We start from the raw sequence: 16,644 nt of genomic DNA on the forward strand, positions 1-16,644 counted from the left end.
GCCGACCTAGAATGAAATGATGAAACCTGCTGTCAGAAGGGCTGCGGCGCCTATGGCGGAACCGATGGACACTTTCTTCGCAGTTTTGGCTTTGGACCTTGCGTCCTTGAAATCCTGTTTGGCATCGGAGTATTTTTCGCCCGATGCGATGGCGCTGTTGTCAAGAGTTTTCTTGGCGTTTTCCGCCTGGTTGATTTCGTATAAGGTAATACCTGTGCTGGCGGCAGCCACCGCAAGGGGCACGAGGGAGGACCACATGATGTTCCTTCCTATGGAGCGATGGTTTCGCTTGGCTACAATCTTTTGCTGGCGCCTGACTTGACGGTCGTCGTAAGTTGGCTTGAGGGATACAATCAAGTAGGAGGTGTCCTTGTCGGACAGATTGACATTGATGAGGGTGTCTGCAAATTCCGGATGGAAAATGGCCACGAGTACCTGCCCTTCGCCTGCTTCCACCGGGATGAACGCGGGACTGGTGTGATCCGGAAATTTGCTGTAATCCGGAGCCCTGTTCCCTACGAAAATATCTGCCTTGGCGGGAATAGTGGAAATGTGGAGGTACTTGGTCTGGCTATAGCCCAAGGAAATCAATAGGAGCAAGAGAAGGATTAACTTTTTCATGGAATCCTCTCCAGCGTGTATAGGTTGTTATCCTTATTTAAGGACATGTACCAGTTGGTTTCGGGCAGTATATTCCCTGCGAAGTCATTTCCCTTGATGGTAATGTAGCATTGGCTTCCGCAGGTGTAGCTACCTGCAATCAGTAAAGAATCGCTCCATTCTGAGAGTAAGGGTATGTCATTGATATTCAGTTGCATAGTTCCGGGTTGAATTCCCGAACCGTCGTCATAGAAGTAAAATTCAATATCTGACGATCTGCTAAAGGTTGTTCGAACAGGGGCTACCTGCGGAGGAACCTGGTCTACGAAGTAAACGGGGTCTGTTTCAACCACGGCTCCCGGGAGCAAGTCTACCTGGATGGGGTCTGCCTTGTAATCTTTTTTGGACAACTCTTTGAAGTATATCTTGACACCATTTTGTGGCGGCAGGTTATAGAGAATTTCCTGCTGGGGCTGAGTTCCGGTATAGGTTTTTAAAGTGTCTCCAGAGGCACTTACCACATAAGCAATCGTCTTGAAGGGCTCCGAAATGTCTTCCAATCCAAAGTTCTTGTAGTAAATGGGAACTCGAAGTGTGGAAAGGCTGTCGTTGAGATACTTCGTAGTGAAGTGGTAGACTGGTGAATAGGCGGGGGTTCGGCGATCTCCGTCGGAGATGATGGTGTACTTGACTGTCCAATAGAAGGTGAACGATTCCTTACGGAGATCGATGCCCATCTTATAGAGCATCGCAGAATCACCTACAATGGGACCCCAGAGGTTTGCATTTTCCAGACAATCCATGGTGCCAATTCTGGAAACGTATAGAGATTCTGGCTGGGTGCTGAGAAAAACTTCACATTCTGAGTCTTCCCATTCGTCTATTCCCGTAAGGGTCCATCGGAAGGGAAGGTCTGTTGCTTTGGATGGCTCGGCTAGGTTGTATCCATCATAAGGGTAGTCTAGGGTGAATTCTTCCGGAGTGTTTACTCGGATGGAAAAATTGTTCACCAAAATGTCGTCGTATTCATCTATTGTGTAGAGTTTTCCTTCGATGGTACCAGCCCTCTTGAAGGTGTAGCGGAATGAACTTAGGTTGAAGTATTCCCCGTCAATTTCCCACAGAATACTCTTGTAAATGTTGGCCGCATCATCGGAGGTTAGATTCTCGCCGTTGAGGGAATGGACCGCCATAAAACGGACACTTTGACCCTTTTCGACGGAGGCGCCTTGAATGGGATAAATACCCGAATGATCAATGCTACCGTTATAACCATCCGGAAGCATGTAGACGCTTTGGCTCAAGGTAACAGGTTGCTTGTCGTTGTAGAAGTTTTCTCCGCAGGAGGAAAGTGCGGAAGTCAGGAGGAATAGCCCGAGAGTAAAAACCATACGCAGGAGTCGTCTAGTCATAGTAAACCTCTTTGAAGGTAGAGGTGGGACGAATCCAGAATGTAGAGGTTCCCCTATTGCCGCTGTCATCTTGGGCGGTAATTTTCAATAGCTTGTAGGACCAGGAATTATCCAGAGAAAGGGGGACAATCAAGGTGGTGTCCTGATACTGAAGTCCACTGAGATAGGAGCCTTCCAGCTGGGCTGTGATTCTGGCTAGCTTCAGAGGGCCACCGCCATCGGCGACATAGAACTTTAGGGTGTCTGCAGCGTTCAGGGTGTCCTTTCCATCTACGTGGGAAATGTGAGGGCTGATAGAATCTATCAGGATGAAGGACAAGTCTGTAATGTTCTGAGAATTGATGTCAATTTCAAACGTACCAGTCTTGAAGTCCGGGAAGGAATCGTTGGAACAAGTGATGGAGTAAGTTCCTTCGGGAATGGACCTAAGGAAGAACGATCCCTCATCAGTAAGAGTGTAGTCCTCGATGGTGTAGAAGGTGGAGTCTATCGTATTTTGCAGGACAAAGTCCACCACGTTGGTTGGCGAGGTGAGACTGAAGGTGACGTCTCCTGTAACTGCCCCTTGGGTATTGCTACCCTCGGTATAGAACGTTGCGTGGATGTCCTCTCTGGATACCATGTTCAGTTCGTTGATGGCTGAAACGCTCCATTCGTACTTTCCTTGGGACTGCAGTCCTGCGTAGTAGGTAAAGTAGGGCTCCGTAAGGAGCGTGTCTACCAGCAGCTCATGATCTCCGGCATTCGTCAGGGTGAAGTGGTATGCAACCTGCCAGAGAGAATCCTTCTGAGGGCAATCCCAGGAGAAACTGATGGGGCTTGTGGGGTTGATTCCTTGGGAATTATCCCTAGGGAAAAAGTCTTCTGAAGGGAGTGTGGGAGGGTTACCTACAAATAGAATGACGGAGTCGGTAATTTGATCGCCGAAATAATCTATCAGGATGAAGGTGATAACATGGGTTCCGGACTCGTTAACCGTATTCTTGAAACTGAATTCGTTTGCGAAGAATTTTCCGTCCATGTTCCAGTAGTATCGTTGCAGTCGAATGGACTTGGACGGATAAATGGCGGTAAGGAAGATGATGGAATCCCCGGGAACGATGGTGTCCAGTTTGGTTCTTTCGGATTCCTGCTCGAAGGATCGGGTAATGTAGGCCTCTACGGCGATGTCCTTGAGACCGTCTGGTTCAAAGACGTACTTGTCCGAATCGGTACAGCCGTTCAGTCCAATTACGAGCAGTGTGATTATGAGGGCCTGGAGATAACGAATCATTTGGAATCCTCACCAGGTCTTTCAACGAAGAAAACTCGCATCTTGGAAGATGCCTTGTCTCCGTTCTTATCTACGACTGTAATGGAAAAACTGTGTTCGCCCGCTGAAAATCCGGACTGGACGATGGAACTCAGGGAACCCAGGGTATAGACCTCGTTGTCTAAGGTGAGGTAGCTGGTGATTTCGTCATTGTCGTCGGAATCGTAATAGTACCACTTGAATTCAATACTCTGCTTTTCGCCGATGGTGAAAACGGTGCTGTCGGCTGGAATCATGGTGGCGCTCAGTCGGGGCGGAGTATTCAGGATAAAGGTAAAGTTGCTTTCCAGGGTATTACCTTCCTTGTCTTTCACCACAACGCGGTTAGGAACATCTTCTTCCAGGAGAAACTGGTCTGTGTATGAGATTCCGCTAGCCAGTTTGTCGTCGTCGTGATACCAGGTGTAGGTCAGCTGGTCTTCGTATTTAGACGGTTTTACCTGGGCGACAAATTTGGCGCTGTCCTGGGTGTTGATTTTGAGGAGGGTGGAATCCGTCACGGAATTCTGGACTACATAGACGGAAACAGACTTGGCCTTGCCCGACGAGGAGGGCTCGCTAGGAACATCGAGACACGCCGTCAACGCTCCGCAGACCCCAAGGGAAATGCAGAGTGTGAAAAAGGTGTAAATCGATTTCTTTGCGCTCATAACCAGTTTAAAGATAACTATATTCAGAACATGAGTAACGAAAACTTCGAATATAAAAACGCCATGGAGCGTCTAGAAGGCATTTTGAGCCGAATTGACAATTCCGAGATGGGAATCGACGAATTGGCTGGCCAGGTTCAGGAAGCCACGGAGCTTTTGCGTAAGTGCCGTCAGATTCTCTTGAAGACGGAACAGAATGTACAGGAAGCATTGGCGAACCTGGATAGCGAAGTCGATGGATAATCCCGCTCTTGAAGTTAATGGTCTGACGGTGAAGTTCCCCATCCGCGGGGGCGTTTTTGGCAAGGTCCAGAAATACTTTACCGCTGTGGACAATGTAAGCTTTACTCTTCCCCAGGGAAAAATTCTCAGTATCGTGGGCGAATCCGGATGCGGAAAGTCTACTCTGGTCAAGTCCCTAGTGGGCCTAGTCCCCATTGCTTCCGGCGATTTTAAACTGTTTGGAAAGACGGTCAAGAAGAACGAAATTCCAAACGTGATGCAGATGATTTTTCAGGATCCCTTCAGTAGCCTGAATCCGCGGCAGACTGTAGTGGAAATCCTGACGGCGCCCCTGGTGGCCCGAGGCGTAAGCTTTGAGAATGCGAAGAAGAAGGCTCAGGAGCTGCTTGCCCGCGTGTCCATTCCCGAAGGAGCATTGGACAAGTTCCCTCACGAATTTTCCGGCGGTCAGCGTCAGCGCCTTTGCATTGCGCGTAGCCTGATGGTAGATCCTAAGGTGCTTCTTTGCGATGAAGTGACCAGCGCCCTGGACGTTTCCGTGCAGGCCCAGATTTTGCACCTGCTGGACGACCTGCGTAACGACTTGGGACTTTCCATCGTGTTCATTAGCCACGACATGCAGGTGGTACGAGCCCTCAGTGACGAAGTGCTGGTGATGTACTTTGGCCACATCGTGGAACGTGGCAATGCGGATGATGTGCTGACCAATCCCCAGCACGAGTACACACAGAAATTGTTGGCCAGCGTGCCCACCATAAGACGTCGCTAGAATTTTTGGATTGATATAAAATCCCCGAGCATTGCCGAGGGGAAGAACGATAGAAGTTTATGTCCGAATACAAGAAGCATTTTAAGGGACCCCGAGGCGATAACCGCAAGTTTTTTGGAAAACCTCGTGAAGATAAAAAGCCCGAGATTTACGAACTGCGCATTGAAAAGATGGTGCAGGGCGGTGAAGGTATGGCTCGTCTTGAAGATGGCCGTGTCTGCTTTGTAAGCGGGGCGCTTCCCGGTGAACTTTGCAAGGTCAAGCTGACCTTCAAGAAAAAAGACTTTACCAAGGGTAAGGCTATCCAGATTCTGGAGGCAAGCCAGGATCGTGTGGAACCCAAGTGTCCTCTGTATGGGCGTTGCGGTGGCTGCAGCCTGCAGCATTTATCCAGCGCAAAGCAGGTGGAAGTCATGGAGCAGGTGGAACGTGAAAATTTCCGTCGCCTGGCCCATGCTGAACTTCCCGCGGATTTCAAGATCCATTGCGGTTCTCCCTGGGGGTATCGCAACCGCGCCCGCGTGGTGTGCCGTCCGGGAATTTCCGCCGAGGGAAAGACGGTCCGATTTGGCTTTCGCGAGCAGGAATCCAATGACATCGTTGGCTTTGAGAGCTGCCCCGTCCTGACACAAGGCCTGAATGAGTTCCTGAAGGGAGAGGGTAAACAGATTTTTTCCGCCAAGCAGGAAGAACGCAGTATCCCGCGGGAACTGGACATCAATATCTTTGATAATGGCGCAGGCCAGATTTCCTATTACTACAGGGGAATGCATTCCTCTGAATTTGCCCAGAGGGCTATTAGCAACGTTGAGGTGGGTGGACGCAAGATCCAGGCGGATGCTTCCGTATTCTTCCAGAGTAACTTGGGGCTGTTGCCAGAACTTGTGGATGCTGTCCGCAATGCGGTGGACGAAGGTCTTAAATCCGGCCAGGCCAGCAATGAATGGCTTATTGACCTGTTTAGCGGTGTAGGGTTCTTTGCTGCAATTCTGCAGGATAAGTTCAAGAAGATTACTACCGTAGAACGTGAAGAGGGCTGCCTTAGACATGCTAAGGTGAATTTGTCTGTGACGGGTGAGGCTGCCGGCGGCAAACCCGCGGGAAGCGTGGAGAACGTTTCCGCCCCTGCAGAAGACTGGCTGCTGGACCATGTGGTGGATGTTCCCGCCACCCTTATTGTGGACCCGCCCCGCACTGGCCTCCCGAAGGATGCGCTTGAGGCGATTGTGGGTAGCTCCGTCAACCGCCTGATTTATGTGTCCTGCGATCCCGTGACGTTGGCCCGCGATTATGCCAAGTTTGCAACCGCAGGCTTTACCTTGAAACACGCGGAAGGTTTCGCCTTCTATCCCCAGACGCCCCATCTGGAAATGATGTTCGTTCTGGCGAGGGACTAGAAGTTCAAAAATCAGGTTTTTGCTATTTTGTGATTGAATAATAGAGAGGCTTTTATGAAGAAGATTATCTTTGCTGCTTTTGCAGCCATGGTCATGACGGTATTTTCCGCCTGTTCTGTTGAAGATCCTACGGTTGTTGCTGGACGTGAATGGAATCCTGCCAATCAGTCCGTGGCAGATACCACCAGCACCTTCAAGATGAACGAACAGATGGTGGTTCAGTTCCGTTATGGAAAGAACTTTGACTTCGGTAAGTTGAAGACTACTTTCTTCGAAGGCTCTGTGGAAAATAAGGGACGTGAAATCTGGTCTCACGAAATTCCCGTGAGCCCCAAGGTGGCCGTTTATACCCTTCAGGGCAAATCCAAGATGGGTGGCCTCATGAACGCCAAGGAAATGACTCGCCTGAAAAAGCCGGGTACAGTCCTCGTTGAATTTAGTGCTGATGGCAAGGTTCTTGCCTCCAAGACAATCTCTGTGGAACTTCCGTAAACATGAATCTTAGAACTCTCCTGGGCCTTGGTGCCGCACTGCTTTTCTGTTCCTGCGACAAGGAAACTTTGACCATTAATTACACCCTCAAAGAGCCGGTGGATCTGGAACTTTATACCGAAGGCTATTTCTCTACTTTGGACCAGAAGGGTGAAGAACGCATGGGTACGGTCACTGCGACCTATGTGGATCTGCATTACTCTCAGGAAGGGGATTCCCTAAAGGTTTCCCGCAAGTTCTCCGCTAACAACTCTCGAGGCTATTTGAAACATTCCATGCCTTCTGAACTGGCATGGCGAATCAAGAATGTGAACTTGACTGCTCTTGACCGCGACGTGGCTCATATTGAAGGCTACGAAGATGGCTACGATTCCGTGGTAGCCCGCTTGCCCATTCCTGAACGTTGGCGTAAGCAGTTGGCAAATAAGGATTATATCCCTCATTTGAAGCGTATGGAAAAGCATCGCTGGGAAATGGACCATCTGATTGTGGGTGAAATTCCCACCAAGGGTAATATTACCCAACTTCTGAAAGATCGTAATCGTCTGAATTTTGCTCTGATCCAGATTGACTCTGTGGTGGTCAAGGGTTTTGAAAACCGCGACCGTCGCCGCTGTCTGGATTATGTGGTTTATCTCCACGAAAAGGAAAGCTTCCCCTATTACATCTGGGAACAGCATGTGAATAGCAAGATCGTTCCTGAATCCTTCCAGGCATATAACAGAGACCAGAAGGCCGAATACACCGTGCAGTATGAAGTGATGATCGATCCTTCCAATGGCGTTCCCTGTCAGGAACGTGAAGTGAAGGTGGGCGTCAATACCATGGTGAACCCGGTTCTCCAGGACACCGCAACCTTTACAAGCTACGTGACTTACGAACGCCTTTACAACGTGAAGCGCGGTGAATAATCTCTAACCGAATTGGCTGCTATGAAAAAGGTCCTCGCTTCTTTCGCAATGCTCTTCCTGGTGGGCTGTGCTGCCCATACCTCTCCTCAGCAGACTCTGGTGGACGACCGTTACCTGGTTTATAGGGAAACCTATAAGGCGTATCAGGAAGCGGAAGAAGACTACTTGAATTTGCTGTTCAATCTGGAGCAGATGCCGGAGGAAGAAGAACTCTGGATCATGAAGCGCGACAAGATGCTGGAACTGGTGCAGCTCCGTGAATTGATGCTGAACGCTCGTACGGAATTGGATAATGCCATGCAGGACTGGGAACGTCACCTGACCGAAATCCAGTCCGAGATGAAACAGGTAAAGCCTAAGTTTAATCCCAACTTCACGGGCGAAGCTGGCCGCCGTACAAGCCCCGGACAACTCCTTCCCGGCGAAGTCCCGAATAAGAAGAAAGTCAATACCAGCGACTTCTAGATGCAGGGGGCTTTGCCCCCTTTTTTATTGCCAGCTGTTCACAAAACCCATCCCGATGGTAAAGTTGATTCGGGTGGGAGCTACACTTCCAGGAATCCACGGGAGGTCGATGGGGTTGAGCTTTCTTCCCCCAGACAGATCCTTGTTTTCCCCGATACGGCTCAAGCCTCTAGCCAGCGTAACGGAAATATCCAGCGGGACGCTGTAGAATAGCTTGTTGCTCATTCTCAGGCTGAAACCGACGCTTCTATCCCAGAACCTGTGGTCCGTGAACTTTTCTGTATCGATCCACTTGCTGTTCCAAGCTGCACCCATCTGGGCGAACAAGTCGAAGTACAGACTGCGGGTACCGAAAATCCAGGCGGATTTGCGCCAGTCGTCGTAAATGGGGAACAGGTAATGGACTTCTGCGATGGCTGTTTTCGTTCCTGCCAATGTGTAGTCTTCGGAACTTCTCAGGTAGGGGTAACCTTCCAGGAATACAGCGTGGTAGTAGTAAGAGTCCAGGGTATCCTGCTTGGCGTCCGTATCCCAGCTGATGATGCCTGCAATCTTACCGCCAGCAGCCAGGCGAGCGCCTGTCCAGGGGCTCTGAATGCTTCCGTAAAGATTGAGTCCCAGTTCGTGAATATTGAAGTTACGATACTTCGGGGTGATGGCACCGCTTGCGTTGACAGTGAAACTTTCAGCGAAGGTTCCCGGACGGTAGAGATCGCTATTGGAGTACTGGTAATACAGGAAGAGACCGTCACCTTGCCCGCTAATTCCCGTGCCGTCTTCGCCTTCGGAATCTCCATAAAGACCTAAGGCCACTAGAGCACTTAAACGTTTCTGATAGGTCCATTCAAAACTATCTTCGTAAAGGTTGAAGTTTGCCCAATCATAACCCAATGCCACTTGCAAGGTATCGATGGTCTTAAAGATGCTGTAGCCTGCAGAGGCTGTAATTGCCTGCATGGGAACGGCGTAACGGCTAATGCCAAGGCTATCACCGTTGTGGGCACGAACGTCCTCGTAACGGACGGTATCCTTGCTGGTGTAGTTTGCGTAAGTGTAGGAAAGACCCAGGTCAATGGGAGTACTGTGATTTTCCCAAGCGACGAAGAATTCCTTTTCCTGTTCGGGATTGAGTCCGCTGGCGTTGATGTAGTCAATTCCTGCACCCAATTCCAGTAACAATCCCATCTGTACGGTATTCTTTTTCAGGGGGTCGCTCAGGACAACGGCTAGACCCGCCTTGACCTTCAGCTGACCTTCCCCAAAGACGGTCAGGTCCGGAGCGTTTTCATTAAACACTAGCATAGGTACGAACAGCGGAACATTGGGAATGGGCTTGTAGTCCTGCTCGATGCCTGCAAATTCCAGATCGTTCAGCTGCAGCTGCTTGGTTACACGCTTGGGGACAGTTCCTGTCAAGACAATTTCTTTCGTGCCTTCCTTGGGAACGATGGTGCGAACCGTATCGGAGATGTGGATCACGCTATCACGTAAGGCAACAATCGGCTGGGGTACGCAGTTCGTAGTAGGAGTACTGTCTGTGATTGCAGAATCTGTGACTGCTGTATCCAAGGTTCCTGTAACGCAATTGGTCCAGGTGGTGTCGGATAACTGGATGGTACTGTCTCGCGGGGTAACCGTAATAGATGTATCCGCGGAAGCGGGAACGAAAATGCTGTAGGCCAACTTGTACAGGGAGAAACCGTCCTTGTCGTAGTTGGTGTAGTAAAGGGTGTCGCCTGCCAGTACGGGAGTGAAGGCGCCGCCGATGACGTTGGTCAGGGGATGTTCCACTCCGGTGTCCACATTCTTTTCAATCAGGTTGAAAATGCCATTGCGGTTGCTGGAGAAGACAATCTTCTGGTTGTCCAGCCAGTTCACGTCACGTTCGTCAAATTCGGGATTACTGATGGTCTTGAAATTCTTGCCGTCCGCATCCATGACTGCGATCCCTCGGACCACATCGTCAAAGTAGCTGAAGGCGATGCGCTTTCCATCGGGACTGAATTTGGGACTATAGATGTTGTAGTACTTCTGCTTTTCGTCGGGAACGTAAATGTCCACCGGTTCCTCGGATTGTCCCGCCTTCAAATCCTTATTGAAGGGGATCTTGCTCAGGACAAATCGGGTGCTTGCGTTTTCCCTCCGGACAAAGATCATGGAGTCTCCCGCCGGGTTGAATGCCGGGTAGACCGCATCCTGCAGGTAAGTGACCGTAAGCTGGTTCTTGTTGGTATCGCTTACTGCAATATCAAAGTGGGCATGTCCATCCTTGTCGCGGTTCTGGAAACTGACGTAGGCGATGATGGGGCCGAAGGTGGAATCTTCCAGCACGTCGATGCCCTTGTCCAGCCAGGCTTTTTTCAGGGTAAATCCGTGCTTTGCATATTCGGAAATGTCGATGGTGCTGTCGGCACCTTCAATTTCAACTTCTGCCTCGTCTACGGAAACCTTCGCGGTGGTACTATCCTGCTTGGCAGCCAGGGTATCTGCTGCGGAACTGTCTACGGCAGTGGTGTCTACCAGAGGCATCTTGAAAACGCCTCCGTCAAACCAGGCTCCACCAAAGTTGGAAACGCCATAGAGAGTCTGGCCTACAATAATGGGGTAGTCGTTCCAGAAGGAATTGGCGGTGACCTTGGTGCCTTCCACCAGTTCGCCTAGAGATTCCTTTTGCTTCTGGTAGTCTTCCGTGATTTCCTTTTTCCAGGCTTCGTACAGTTCCTTCTCGCTGATACCGAGGACTGCCTTGACGGCTCCGTCCAAAGTGATGCGGTTGAACTTGGAGAGGTTTCCCCAGATTTTCGGGACGGCATCTTCGCCGTAATGCTTGTCAATATAACGGACTAGGGCGAAACCTTGAGTATAAGGTCCCAATTCCGCGAAGAGGGAATTGTCCGAGAAGTCGTGCATGTACTCCAGGGAGAGCAAGCTGTCGTTCAGGGCTGCTACGCGCAGGAGCATATCGCGGTGAGTATCCCAACCATCAAAACCCATACGGCTGGATTCATACTGGGCTGTACCTTCTGCAAGCCAAAGGGGCTGCATGGTAAAGGGTAGCAGAGTCAGGGCGTTTGTGGTGGTTCTTTCGTTGTAATAGTCCGTGTATCCAATCTGCACACCGTACAGATGGGGATTTACCTTTGCACCGCTTTCAATACTGACCAAATGGCTGAATTCGTGGGTGACCACATCGGCCAGCCAGCCGTGGGAACTACGAACCTTGAAATCCCAGTTGGTGAGCCACAGGTTCAGTGCATTTTCGCTGGGGATGGCTGCACCATTGCTGTAGAGGGCGTTGTTCAGGGTAACGTTGATTCTGCTGGTAACGCCTTTTTGATAGCGGCTAACAACACTGTCATAAACCGCTTCTGCATAGGCGGATGCCTTGGAGGCGTGATCCGTATAGTCGGCGGGGTAATGGAACTGAAAATGGTCTGTGCCTGCGGTTTTCCAGTGGATGTCGCTTTGGTTACCGTAAAAACCTACCGCACCTGCGGTAGATACGGCGGACAGTGCCATCAGTGCTGTAGTAACAGCGCTAATCAAAAATTTGCGTTTTTTCAAAATAAAATCCAGCGAATATATTCCCCAACAATCTATAAAATTTTAACGAAAAGAAAGGCCGCCCCATGGGGAGGGCGACCTTGATTGTTAACGAAAGGAGAAACTTTTACTGGCCGAGACCCAGGGCTTCTGCGATGCCTTCGATAAGCTTGCCATCTTCCACAACGGAGAAGTTGCCGGTGTAACCCCAGTGGGTCAGAGGAACCTGCAGGGCTTCGCTCACTTCACGCATGGCGGTGAGGTAGTTCAGGCGAGATTCAGCAGTGGAGCGGAGGTTCAATGCACCGAATTCGTTGATGATCACGGGAACATTGTTCTTTGCTGCCCACAGCTTTGCCTTCAGCACAAGGTTCATGATGGTTTCCTTGTTGCCTGTCTTGTAGTAGTTCTTGATGGCTGTCTTCACATAGCTCTTGGTGCTCTTTACTACACCGAAGTCGCCAGAGACGGTGGACCACTTTTCAGGATCATAGGGGAAGGGCAGATTCTTGATGGTGGCGTAATCAGTCCAGGAACCGCCCTGATGAGTGAAGGCGAAAGGTTCGTAGGTGTGGATGACGTAGATGGTGTTGTCGTCCTTCAGCAGTTCGGTACGCTTTGCCAGTTCTTCTGCAGAGTACCACTTGATATCACCGAAGAGGATGGTGTGCTTGGTGTCTACAGAACGGATGGCGTCAATCATGCCCTGGGCTGCCAGAGTCCAGTCGGCGGCCTTGACTGCGCCGCTGGTCATATCCGGTTCGTTCAGCAATTCAAAGAACAAGTCTTCGCGATCGTTTGTAGCATAGTGTTCAGCAACGTGCTGCCATACGCCTGCCATCATCTTCAGGTAGGTGGCGCTCTTTGCGGAAGTTGCGTTGTAGCTGTTGTCGTATTCGTGATAGTCAATGACGAAGGACATGTTGTATTTCTTGGTCCAATCCACGAAGGAGTCCAGTACGGTGAACAGGGCTACATCATCGAATTCCAGAGTGGTTGCGCCAGTGGAGTCTCCAAGGAATGCCTTACGGTTGGTGACGTACAGGTCCAGGTCAATGGGGAGGCGCAGGCTCTTGAAGCCACTTTCGGAAAGGAGTTTCACGTCAGCTTCGCCGTGTTTGAATTCAGTGAACTTGCCGTCTGCATTTTCCAGCCAGTTGGTGAAGTTGACACCCTTGTCCAGATACTTCATGGCCTTTGCCTGAAGGGGATTGCTGATAGCGATGTCTGCTTCGGTATAGGCGGTCACCTTAGGCGGAGTTGCCGGATTGATGGTCATGTCCGGCTGGTCCTTTTCCACTTCGGAAGTGTCCTGCAGGTAGATGTTGTCGATGAACAGGGAGTCGGAGGAAACCTTGGTCTTGGAGCCCTTGGCCTGGAAGCTGATAGCCTTGATATGAGCCGCATTGAAGGGAACTTCTACGCCCCAGCCGCCTTGTGTCAGGTCCTTGAAGCGGACTACAGCCTGCTTCCACACGCGGGAAGCGGAGAACTTCATCAAGTGTACGTCGTAGTCTTCCACGTCGGAAACTTCAATGTGAATTTCATGTGCGCCGCCCTTGTACCAGTAGGTGATGCCGCCGAACTTTGCGTTGGCATCATCTTCGGGAACCTGAACGCCCCAACCTACATACGGATCGTACTCGTAGTCGCCAACGTCCAGAGTGTAATTCACCTTGAAACCGAACTGGGTGCCGTTATCGGCAGGAGTTACAGTGGGGTAGCCATCGTCGTTTTCCGGAGTGGTAATGACGGATGCACCACCGTTATCTACGTCGCTATAGGTGTACCAGCCCGCATTGGGACCGATGTTTTCGCTGGTGGCGTTGCCGTCTTCAAAGTCGTCTACCAGAAGGCCCAAGCCTGTGGGGGTAGTGATGGTTGTTGCAGGAGTGTTGTCTACGGGAGTAGTGGTAGAATCACCTGTAGTCGGAGTCTGGGTAGGATCCTGAGTAGGATCGTTTGCCGTGGGGTCCTGTGTCGGATCGGTTACGGTCGGATCCGGATTTACGATGGGTTCATCGGCCGGAGTGCTAGGCTTGTTGGAGGAGTCATCGCTACAAGCGGTTGCCATCATGGCCAATGCTGCTGCGGAGAGACCGAGAATTGCTTTTTTCTTAAAGTTCATGAGTTCCTCATTGAAAAACTGCGATTTAACCGAAGTTAATTCTATATCCATTTGCCCCAAATGACCCTCATAATAAGAAATAAAGAATAAAAAACTGTATTACTTGTTTTTGAAAATGTCCCTCAAAGGCAAAAAACGTCAAATAATGGGAAAAACGGCATTGTAAACTTCTATATTGGTGCTATGCGCTTTTATTCCCAGCTATATCATGAGTCTGTAACCTACGCTCCCAAGCGGGTGGCGGACCCTATTGTGCTGCACTGGGAAAAACAGAACCCTGGTGACCGGCAGTATAAGGGAAAATCACGTATTGACCTGCATCCTGGTGAAATTCCGCCCTGGATTTATGGTTCCGGGGATGGTTTGCGGCCCGTAGGCGTGTATGTGGTCCTTCGTGGAAGGTCTTTGCCGGATGGCATTTATGCCTATGATCGAGATGGACGTAGCGGGGCTCCCGATGTGGTGGGGCAGCTGGTGCGCATTGGCGGCAAGGCTGAAATGGAATCCTTGCTGGAAGCTTTCCCGGACAAGGAATTTGTGAAGAACACCCCGATTCTTTACGTTTTTACGGGAATTTTGGAGCGTTCCGTGTGGCGTTATGGCGAGAGTGCCTATTCCCAGACCCAGAAGGATGCAGGCGCTTGTATTGCTTCGGTAATGCTGAATGAAAAGTCCAAGGGATCTAAGGTATTTCCCTTAGGTGGATTTGTGGATGATCATTTGGCGGTGACTTTGGGATTGCCGTCTACGGAAGTTCCGCTGGCTTGTCTGGCCGTGTTTCCCGAGTATAGCGAGATGGCTTTCAACTCGGTGGATGATGGCGTCGGGGAATCCGCCTACTCCAATCGTGCGGAGATGGATTTGACCCTGGGGATGGCTGCGGATGTAAGTGCCGCCTATGATGCTGCCGCACGTTTTCCCTCACGATTCATGCGGCAAAACCGCGGGGAATGTATCGACGATCTTTCCAAATGTATCCGTGTGAGACGTCTGGCCACGCAGGCCCTGCCCGGCGATGAGTTTCCCCTGACACCGGTGAAGTATTCCAACGAACGGTACTTTGACGACCTGAAAAATTCCGAGGAAGCAGGTCAGGTTGTGCAAAAAATGAAGCCTTTCATCCGGAAGGGCATGGACCTGGACGATTTTTCCAGCATGTTGCGTTGGCTTGAACTTGGCCATATTAACCTGTTTGGAGCGGGTTTGCTGAAAATCTGGGTGGTTATTTTTGACGTGATGTTTGTGTATCCTGGCGTGTACCGCTATATTCCCGTACGCAAGGCCATCTATATGCAGTCTGGTCAGGTGGTTCCCCGAAAGTTCTGGAAATGCCATGGGGTTCCCGCCCAGGCGGAAAATTGTGCTTACGCAGTTCTGTTGACCGCAGACCTTGATGAAGCTTGTAACCTGCTGGGGGAACGTGCTTATCGCCTGCTGAACATGAATGCGGGCTACATCGCAGAATCCCTGCGACTGTCTGGAATAGTTCTGCGGAAAACTGCCCGAAACGAGCATTTCTACTATCAGGATGAAATCAGAAACCTTTGCGGAATTCCCGAAAGCGAAAGCGTACTGGCTGAAATACTCGTGGGGAAGTAGACGGTAACTAAGCAATAAATTTCAAAATCAGTGGTGCCACCACAGCGGTGAAAATGCCGGCGATGCCGATGGCCAAGGAGCTCATTGCGCCTTGAGTTTCTCCGATTTCCATGGCGCGGGTTGTGCCCAGTGCGTGGCTTGCGGTACCGATGGCAATGCCTTGGGCAACCTTGTGCTTAATGCGGAAAAACTTGCAAACCACAGAGGCGGTAACTGCACCGGTAATTCCCGTAATCACGATGGAAATAATGGTAATGCTGGGGATGCCGCCGATTTGTGCGGAAACCACGGAACCCATGGGGATGGTAATGGACTTGGGAACCAGAGAGAGCATCAAGGTTTCGCTAAGGCCCACCAACTTGGAAGAAATAACCACGCAAATAATGGACGTAAGGCTACCTACGGCAATGCCTGCCAAAATGGGGAGCCAGTGTTTTTTCAAGTTGCCCAGCTGCCTGTAGAGGGGAACTGCCAGCACAACGGTTGCGGGGCCTAGCAGAATGGAAATGTAGTCGCCACCCACCTTATAACTGTCGTAGCTGATGCCGGTGATCATCAGGAAACCAACGATCAAAATCAGGCCGATCAGCAGCGGGTTCAGAATGGAGTACTTGAACTTTTTATTCAAAGCCACGCCCACTTCGAAGGCGGCCATGGTCAAGAAAATTCCGAACAGGGGAGAATTAATGATAGCGTTCATTTTTTACCCCTGGTGCTTTCTTTCATTTCAACGTCTTCAAGGTTCTCAATGTTCTGTCGCTTCTCTTGAAGACCAATCAATAGCTGGGTTGTTAGGCCTGTCGCTGCAAGAGTAACGATGGTTAGGACGATGCAGAGAATCAGGAGGGTGGGCCACTGGCTGAGAATATCGTCCCCTACCGTCATAATGGCAATGCTGGGTGGCAAGAAAAATAAAGCCAGGTGATTCAGAAAGAAACTGGAAACGCCGGAAATCTGTTCGGGTTTCAGAACTTTAAGACAAAGTAATAGTAGGAGGATGACCATGCCAAGGATATTTCCTGGAATGGGAACGCCTACTACACGATACAAAAACTCGCCTACCAGGCAAATGGCGAAAATAACAGCAATTTGAAGCGGTATTCTCATAGCGCTCCAAATGTAG

15 protein-coding genes are annotated in these 16,644 nt (G+C 50.4%); 7 read left to right on the forward strand and 8 right to left on the reverse strand.

Features of this window, described 5'->3' with window-relative positions; translation table 11 throughout:
- Nucleotides 1–6 precede the first annotated feature (6 nt).
- From BUB59_RS02840 to BUB59_RS02855, 4 genes are read right to left on the reverse strand one after another with little or no spacing between them, the layout of a single operon-like run.
- Nucleotides 7–621, reverse strand: a complete 615-nt coding sequence (locus BUB59_RS02840; RefSeq protein WP_073225445.1) for a hypothetical protein — start codon at nt 619–621, stop codon at nt 7–9.
- Nucleotides 618–2,012 carry a hypothetical protein gene (locus BUB59_RS02845; RefSeq protein ID WP_143160197.1) on the reverse strand — a complete coding sequence of 465 codons (1,395 nt, stop codon included), beginning with the start codon at nt 2,010–2,012 and terminating at the stop codon, nt 618–620. Before BUB59_RS02845 ends, BUB59_RS02840 begins: the two co-directional genes overlap by 4 nt.
- Nucleotides 2,005–3,285 carry a peptidase associated/transthyretin-like domain-containing protein gene (locus tag BUB59_RS02850; protein WP_073225448.1) on the reverse strand — a complete coding sequence of 427 codons (1,281 nt, stop codon included), beginning with the start codon at nt 3,283–3,285 and terminating at the stop codon, nt 2,005–2,007. Before BUB59_RS02850 ends, BUB59_RS02845 begins: the two co-directional genes overlap by 8 nt.
- A complete protein-coding gene (locus tag BUB59_RS02855) occupies nt 3,282–3,974 on the reverse strand; it encodes a hypothetical protein (protein WP_143160198.1) in 693 nt (230 codons plus the stop codon). The genes BUB59_RS02850 and BUB59_RS02855 overlap by 4 nt, the downstream gene beginning before the upstream one ends.
- Before the next feature lie 30 nt (nt 3,975–4,004).
- On the opposite strand from BUB59_RS02855, the gene xseB reads away from it, so the two are divergent.
- From xseB to BUB59_RS02885, 6 genes are read left to right on the forward strand one after another with little or no spacing between them, the layout of a single operon-like run.
- On the forward strand, nt 4,005–4,217 hold the full coding sequence (gene xseB, locus BUB59_RS02860) for an exodeoxyribonuclease VII small subunit (protein WP_073225452.1): 213 nt from the start codon (nt 4,005–4,007) through the stop codon (nt 4,215–4,217).
- Nucleotides 4,210–4,986, forward strand: a complete 777-nt coding sequence (locus BUB59_RS02865; protein WP_143160199.1) for an ABC transporter ATP-binding protein — start codon at nt 4,210–4,212, stop codon at nt 4,984–4,986. The genes xseB and BUB59_RS02865 overlap by 8 nt, the downstream gene beginning before the upstream one ends.
- A 59-nt stretch (nt 4,987–5,045) precedes the next feature.
- Nucleotides 5,046–6,383 (forward strand): class I SAM-dependent RNA methyltransferase, encoded by a 1,338-nt coding sequence (locus tag BUB59_RS02870; protein ID WP_073225455.1) that lies wholly within the window; start codon nt 5,046–5,048, stop codon nt 6,381–6,383.
- A 54-nt stretch (nt 6,384–6,437) separates the two neighbouring features.
- Nucleotides 6,438–6,875, forward strand: coding sequence for a hypothetical protein (locus BUB59_RS02875; RefSeq protein ID WP_083540146.1), 438 nt, complete (start codon nt 6,438–6,440; stop codon nt 6,873–6,875).
- Between the two features lie 2 nt (nt 6,876–6,877).
- On the forward strand, nt 6,878–7,786 hold the full coding sequence (locus BUB59_RS02880) for a hypothetical protein (RefSeq protein WP_073225459.1): 909 nt from the start codon (nt 6,878–6,880) through the stop codon (nt 7,784–7,786).
- Between the two features lie 12 nt (nt 7,787–7,798).
- Complete coding sequence (locus BUB59_RS02885) at nt 7,799–8,251, forward strand: hypothetical protein (protein WP_234979908.1); 453 nt, start codon at nt 7,799–7,801, stop codon at nt 8,249–8,251.
- A 24-nt stretch (nt 8,252–8,275) separates the two neighbouring features.
- Here the strand turns inward: BUB59_RS02885 and BUB59_RS02890 are convergent, their stop codons facing one another.
- Both BUB59_RS02890 and BUB59_RS02895 read right to left on the reverse strand, forming a co-directional pair.
- Nucleotides 8,276–11,815: a peptidase MA family metallohydrolase gene (locus BUB59_RS02890; RefSeq protein WP_143160200.1), complete on the reverse strand. Its 3,540-nt coding sequence runs from the start codon at nt 11,813–11,815 to the stop codon at nt 8,276–8,278.
- A 106-nt stretch (nt 11,816–11,921) separates the two neighbouring features.
- On the reverse strand, nt 11,922–13,973 hold the full coding sequence (locus BUB59_RS02895; protein WP_073225464.1) for a cellulase family glycosylhydrolase: 2,052 nt from the start codon (nt 13,971–13,973) through the stop codon (nt 11,922–11,924).
- A 132-nt stretch (nt 13,974–14,105) separates the two neighbouring features.
- On the opposite strand from BUB59_RS02895, the gene BUB59_RS02900 reads away from it, so the two are divergent.
- Nucleotides 14,106–15,521 (forward strand): nitroreductase family protein, encoded by a 1,416-nt coding sequence (locus tag BUB59_RS02900; protein ID WP_073225466.1) that lies wholly within the window; start codon nt 14,106–14,108, stop codon nt 15,519–15,521.
- Nucleotides 15,522–15,528: 7 nt separating this feature from the next.
- Here BUB59_RS02900 and BUB59_RS02905 read toward each other — a convergent pair whose 3' ends face one another.
- Together BUB59_RS02905 and BUB59_RS02910 are read right to left on the reverse strand one after the other, a co-directional pair.
- Nucleotides 15,529–16,221, reverse strand: coding sequence for an LrgB family protein (locus BUB59_RS02905; protein WP_073225469.1), 693 nt, complete (start codon nt 16,219–16,221; stop codon nt 15,529–15,531).
- Nucleotides 16,218–16,628, reverse strand: coding sequence for a CidA/LrgA family protein (locus BUB59_RS02910; protein ID WP_073225471.1), 411 nt, complete (start codon nt 16,626–16,628; stop codon nt 16,218–16,220). The genes BUB59_RS02905 and BUB59_RS02910 overlap by 4 nt, the downstream gene beginning before the upstream one ends.
- Nucleotides 16,629–16,644 lie beyond the last annotated feature (16 nt).

This window comes from Fibrobacter sp. UWEL, from assembly GCF_900142535.1.
Classification (GTDB): domain Bacteria; phylum Fibrobacterota; class Fibrobacteria; order Fibrobacterales; family Fibrobacteraceae; genus Fibrobacter.

What these genes read in the sequence shown, in the direction of transcription:
- BUB59_RS02840 (WP_073225445.1), bottom strand. Translation starts at nt 621, where the DNA reads ATGAAAAAGTTAATCCTTCTCTTGCTCCTATTGATTTCCTTGGGCTAT.
- BUB59_RS02845 (WP_143160197.1), bottom strand. Translation starts at nt 2,012, where the DNA reads ATGACTAGACGACTCCTGCGTATGGTTTTTACTCTCGGGCTATTCCTC.
- BUB59_RS02850 (WP_073225448.1), bottom strand. Translation starts at nt 3,285, where the DNA reads ATGATTCGTTATCTCCAGGCCCTCATAATCACACTGCTCGTAATTGGA.
- BUB59_RS02855 (WP_143160198.1), bottom strand. Translation starts at nt 3,974, where the DNA reads ATGAGCGCAAAGAAATCGATTTACACCTTTTTCACACTCTGCATTTCC.
- xseB (WP_073225452.1), top strand. Translation starts at nt 4,005, where the DNA reads ATGAGTAACGAAAACTTCGAATATAAAAACGCCATGGAGCGTCTAGAA.
- BUB59_RS02865 (WP_143160199.1), top strand. Translation starts at nt 4,210, where the DNA reads ATGGATAATCCCGCTCTTGAAGTTAATGGTCTGACGGTGAAGTTCCCC.
- BUB59_RS02870 (WP_073225455.1), top strand. Translation starts at nt 5,046, where the DNA reads ATGTCCGAATACAAGAAGCATTTTAAGGGACCCCGAGGCGATAACCGC.
- BUB59_RS02875 (WP_083540146.1), top strand. Translation starts at nt 6,438, where the DNA reads ATGAAGAAGATTATCTTTGCTGCTTTTGCAGCCATGGTCATGACGGTA.
- BUB59_RS02880 (WP_073225459.1), top strand. Translation starts at nt 6,878, where the DNA reads ATGAATCTTAGAACTCTCCTGGGCCTTGGTGCCGCACTGCTTTTCTGT.
- BUB59_RS02895 (WP_073225464.1), bottom strand. Translation starts at nt 13,973, where the DNA reads ATGGATATAGAATTAACTTCGGTTAAATCGCAGTTTTTCAATGAGGAA.
- BUB59_RS02900 (WP_073225466.1), top strand. Translation starts at nt 14,106, where the DNA reads ATGCGCTTTTATTCCCAGCTATATCATGAGTCTGTAACCTACGCTCCC.
- BUB59_RS02905 (WP_073225469.1), bottom strand. Translation starts at nt 16,221, where the DNA reads ATGAACGCTATCATTAATTCTCCCCTGTTCGGAATTTTCTTGACCATG.
- BUB59_RS02910 (WP_073225471.1), bottom strand. Translation starts at nt 16,628, where the DNA reads ATGAGAATACCGCTTCAAATTGCTGTTATTTTCGCCATTTGCCTGGTA.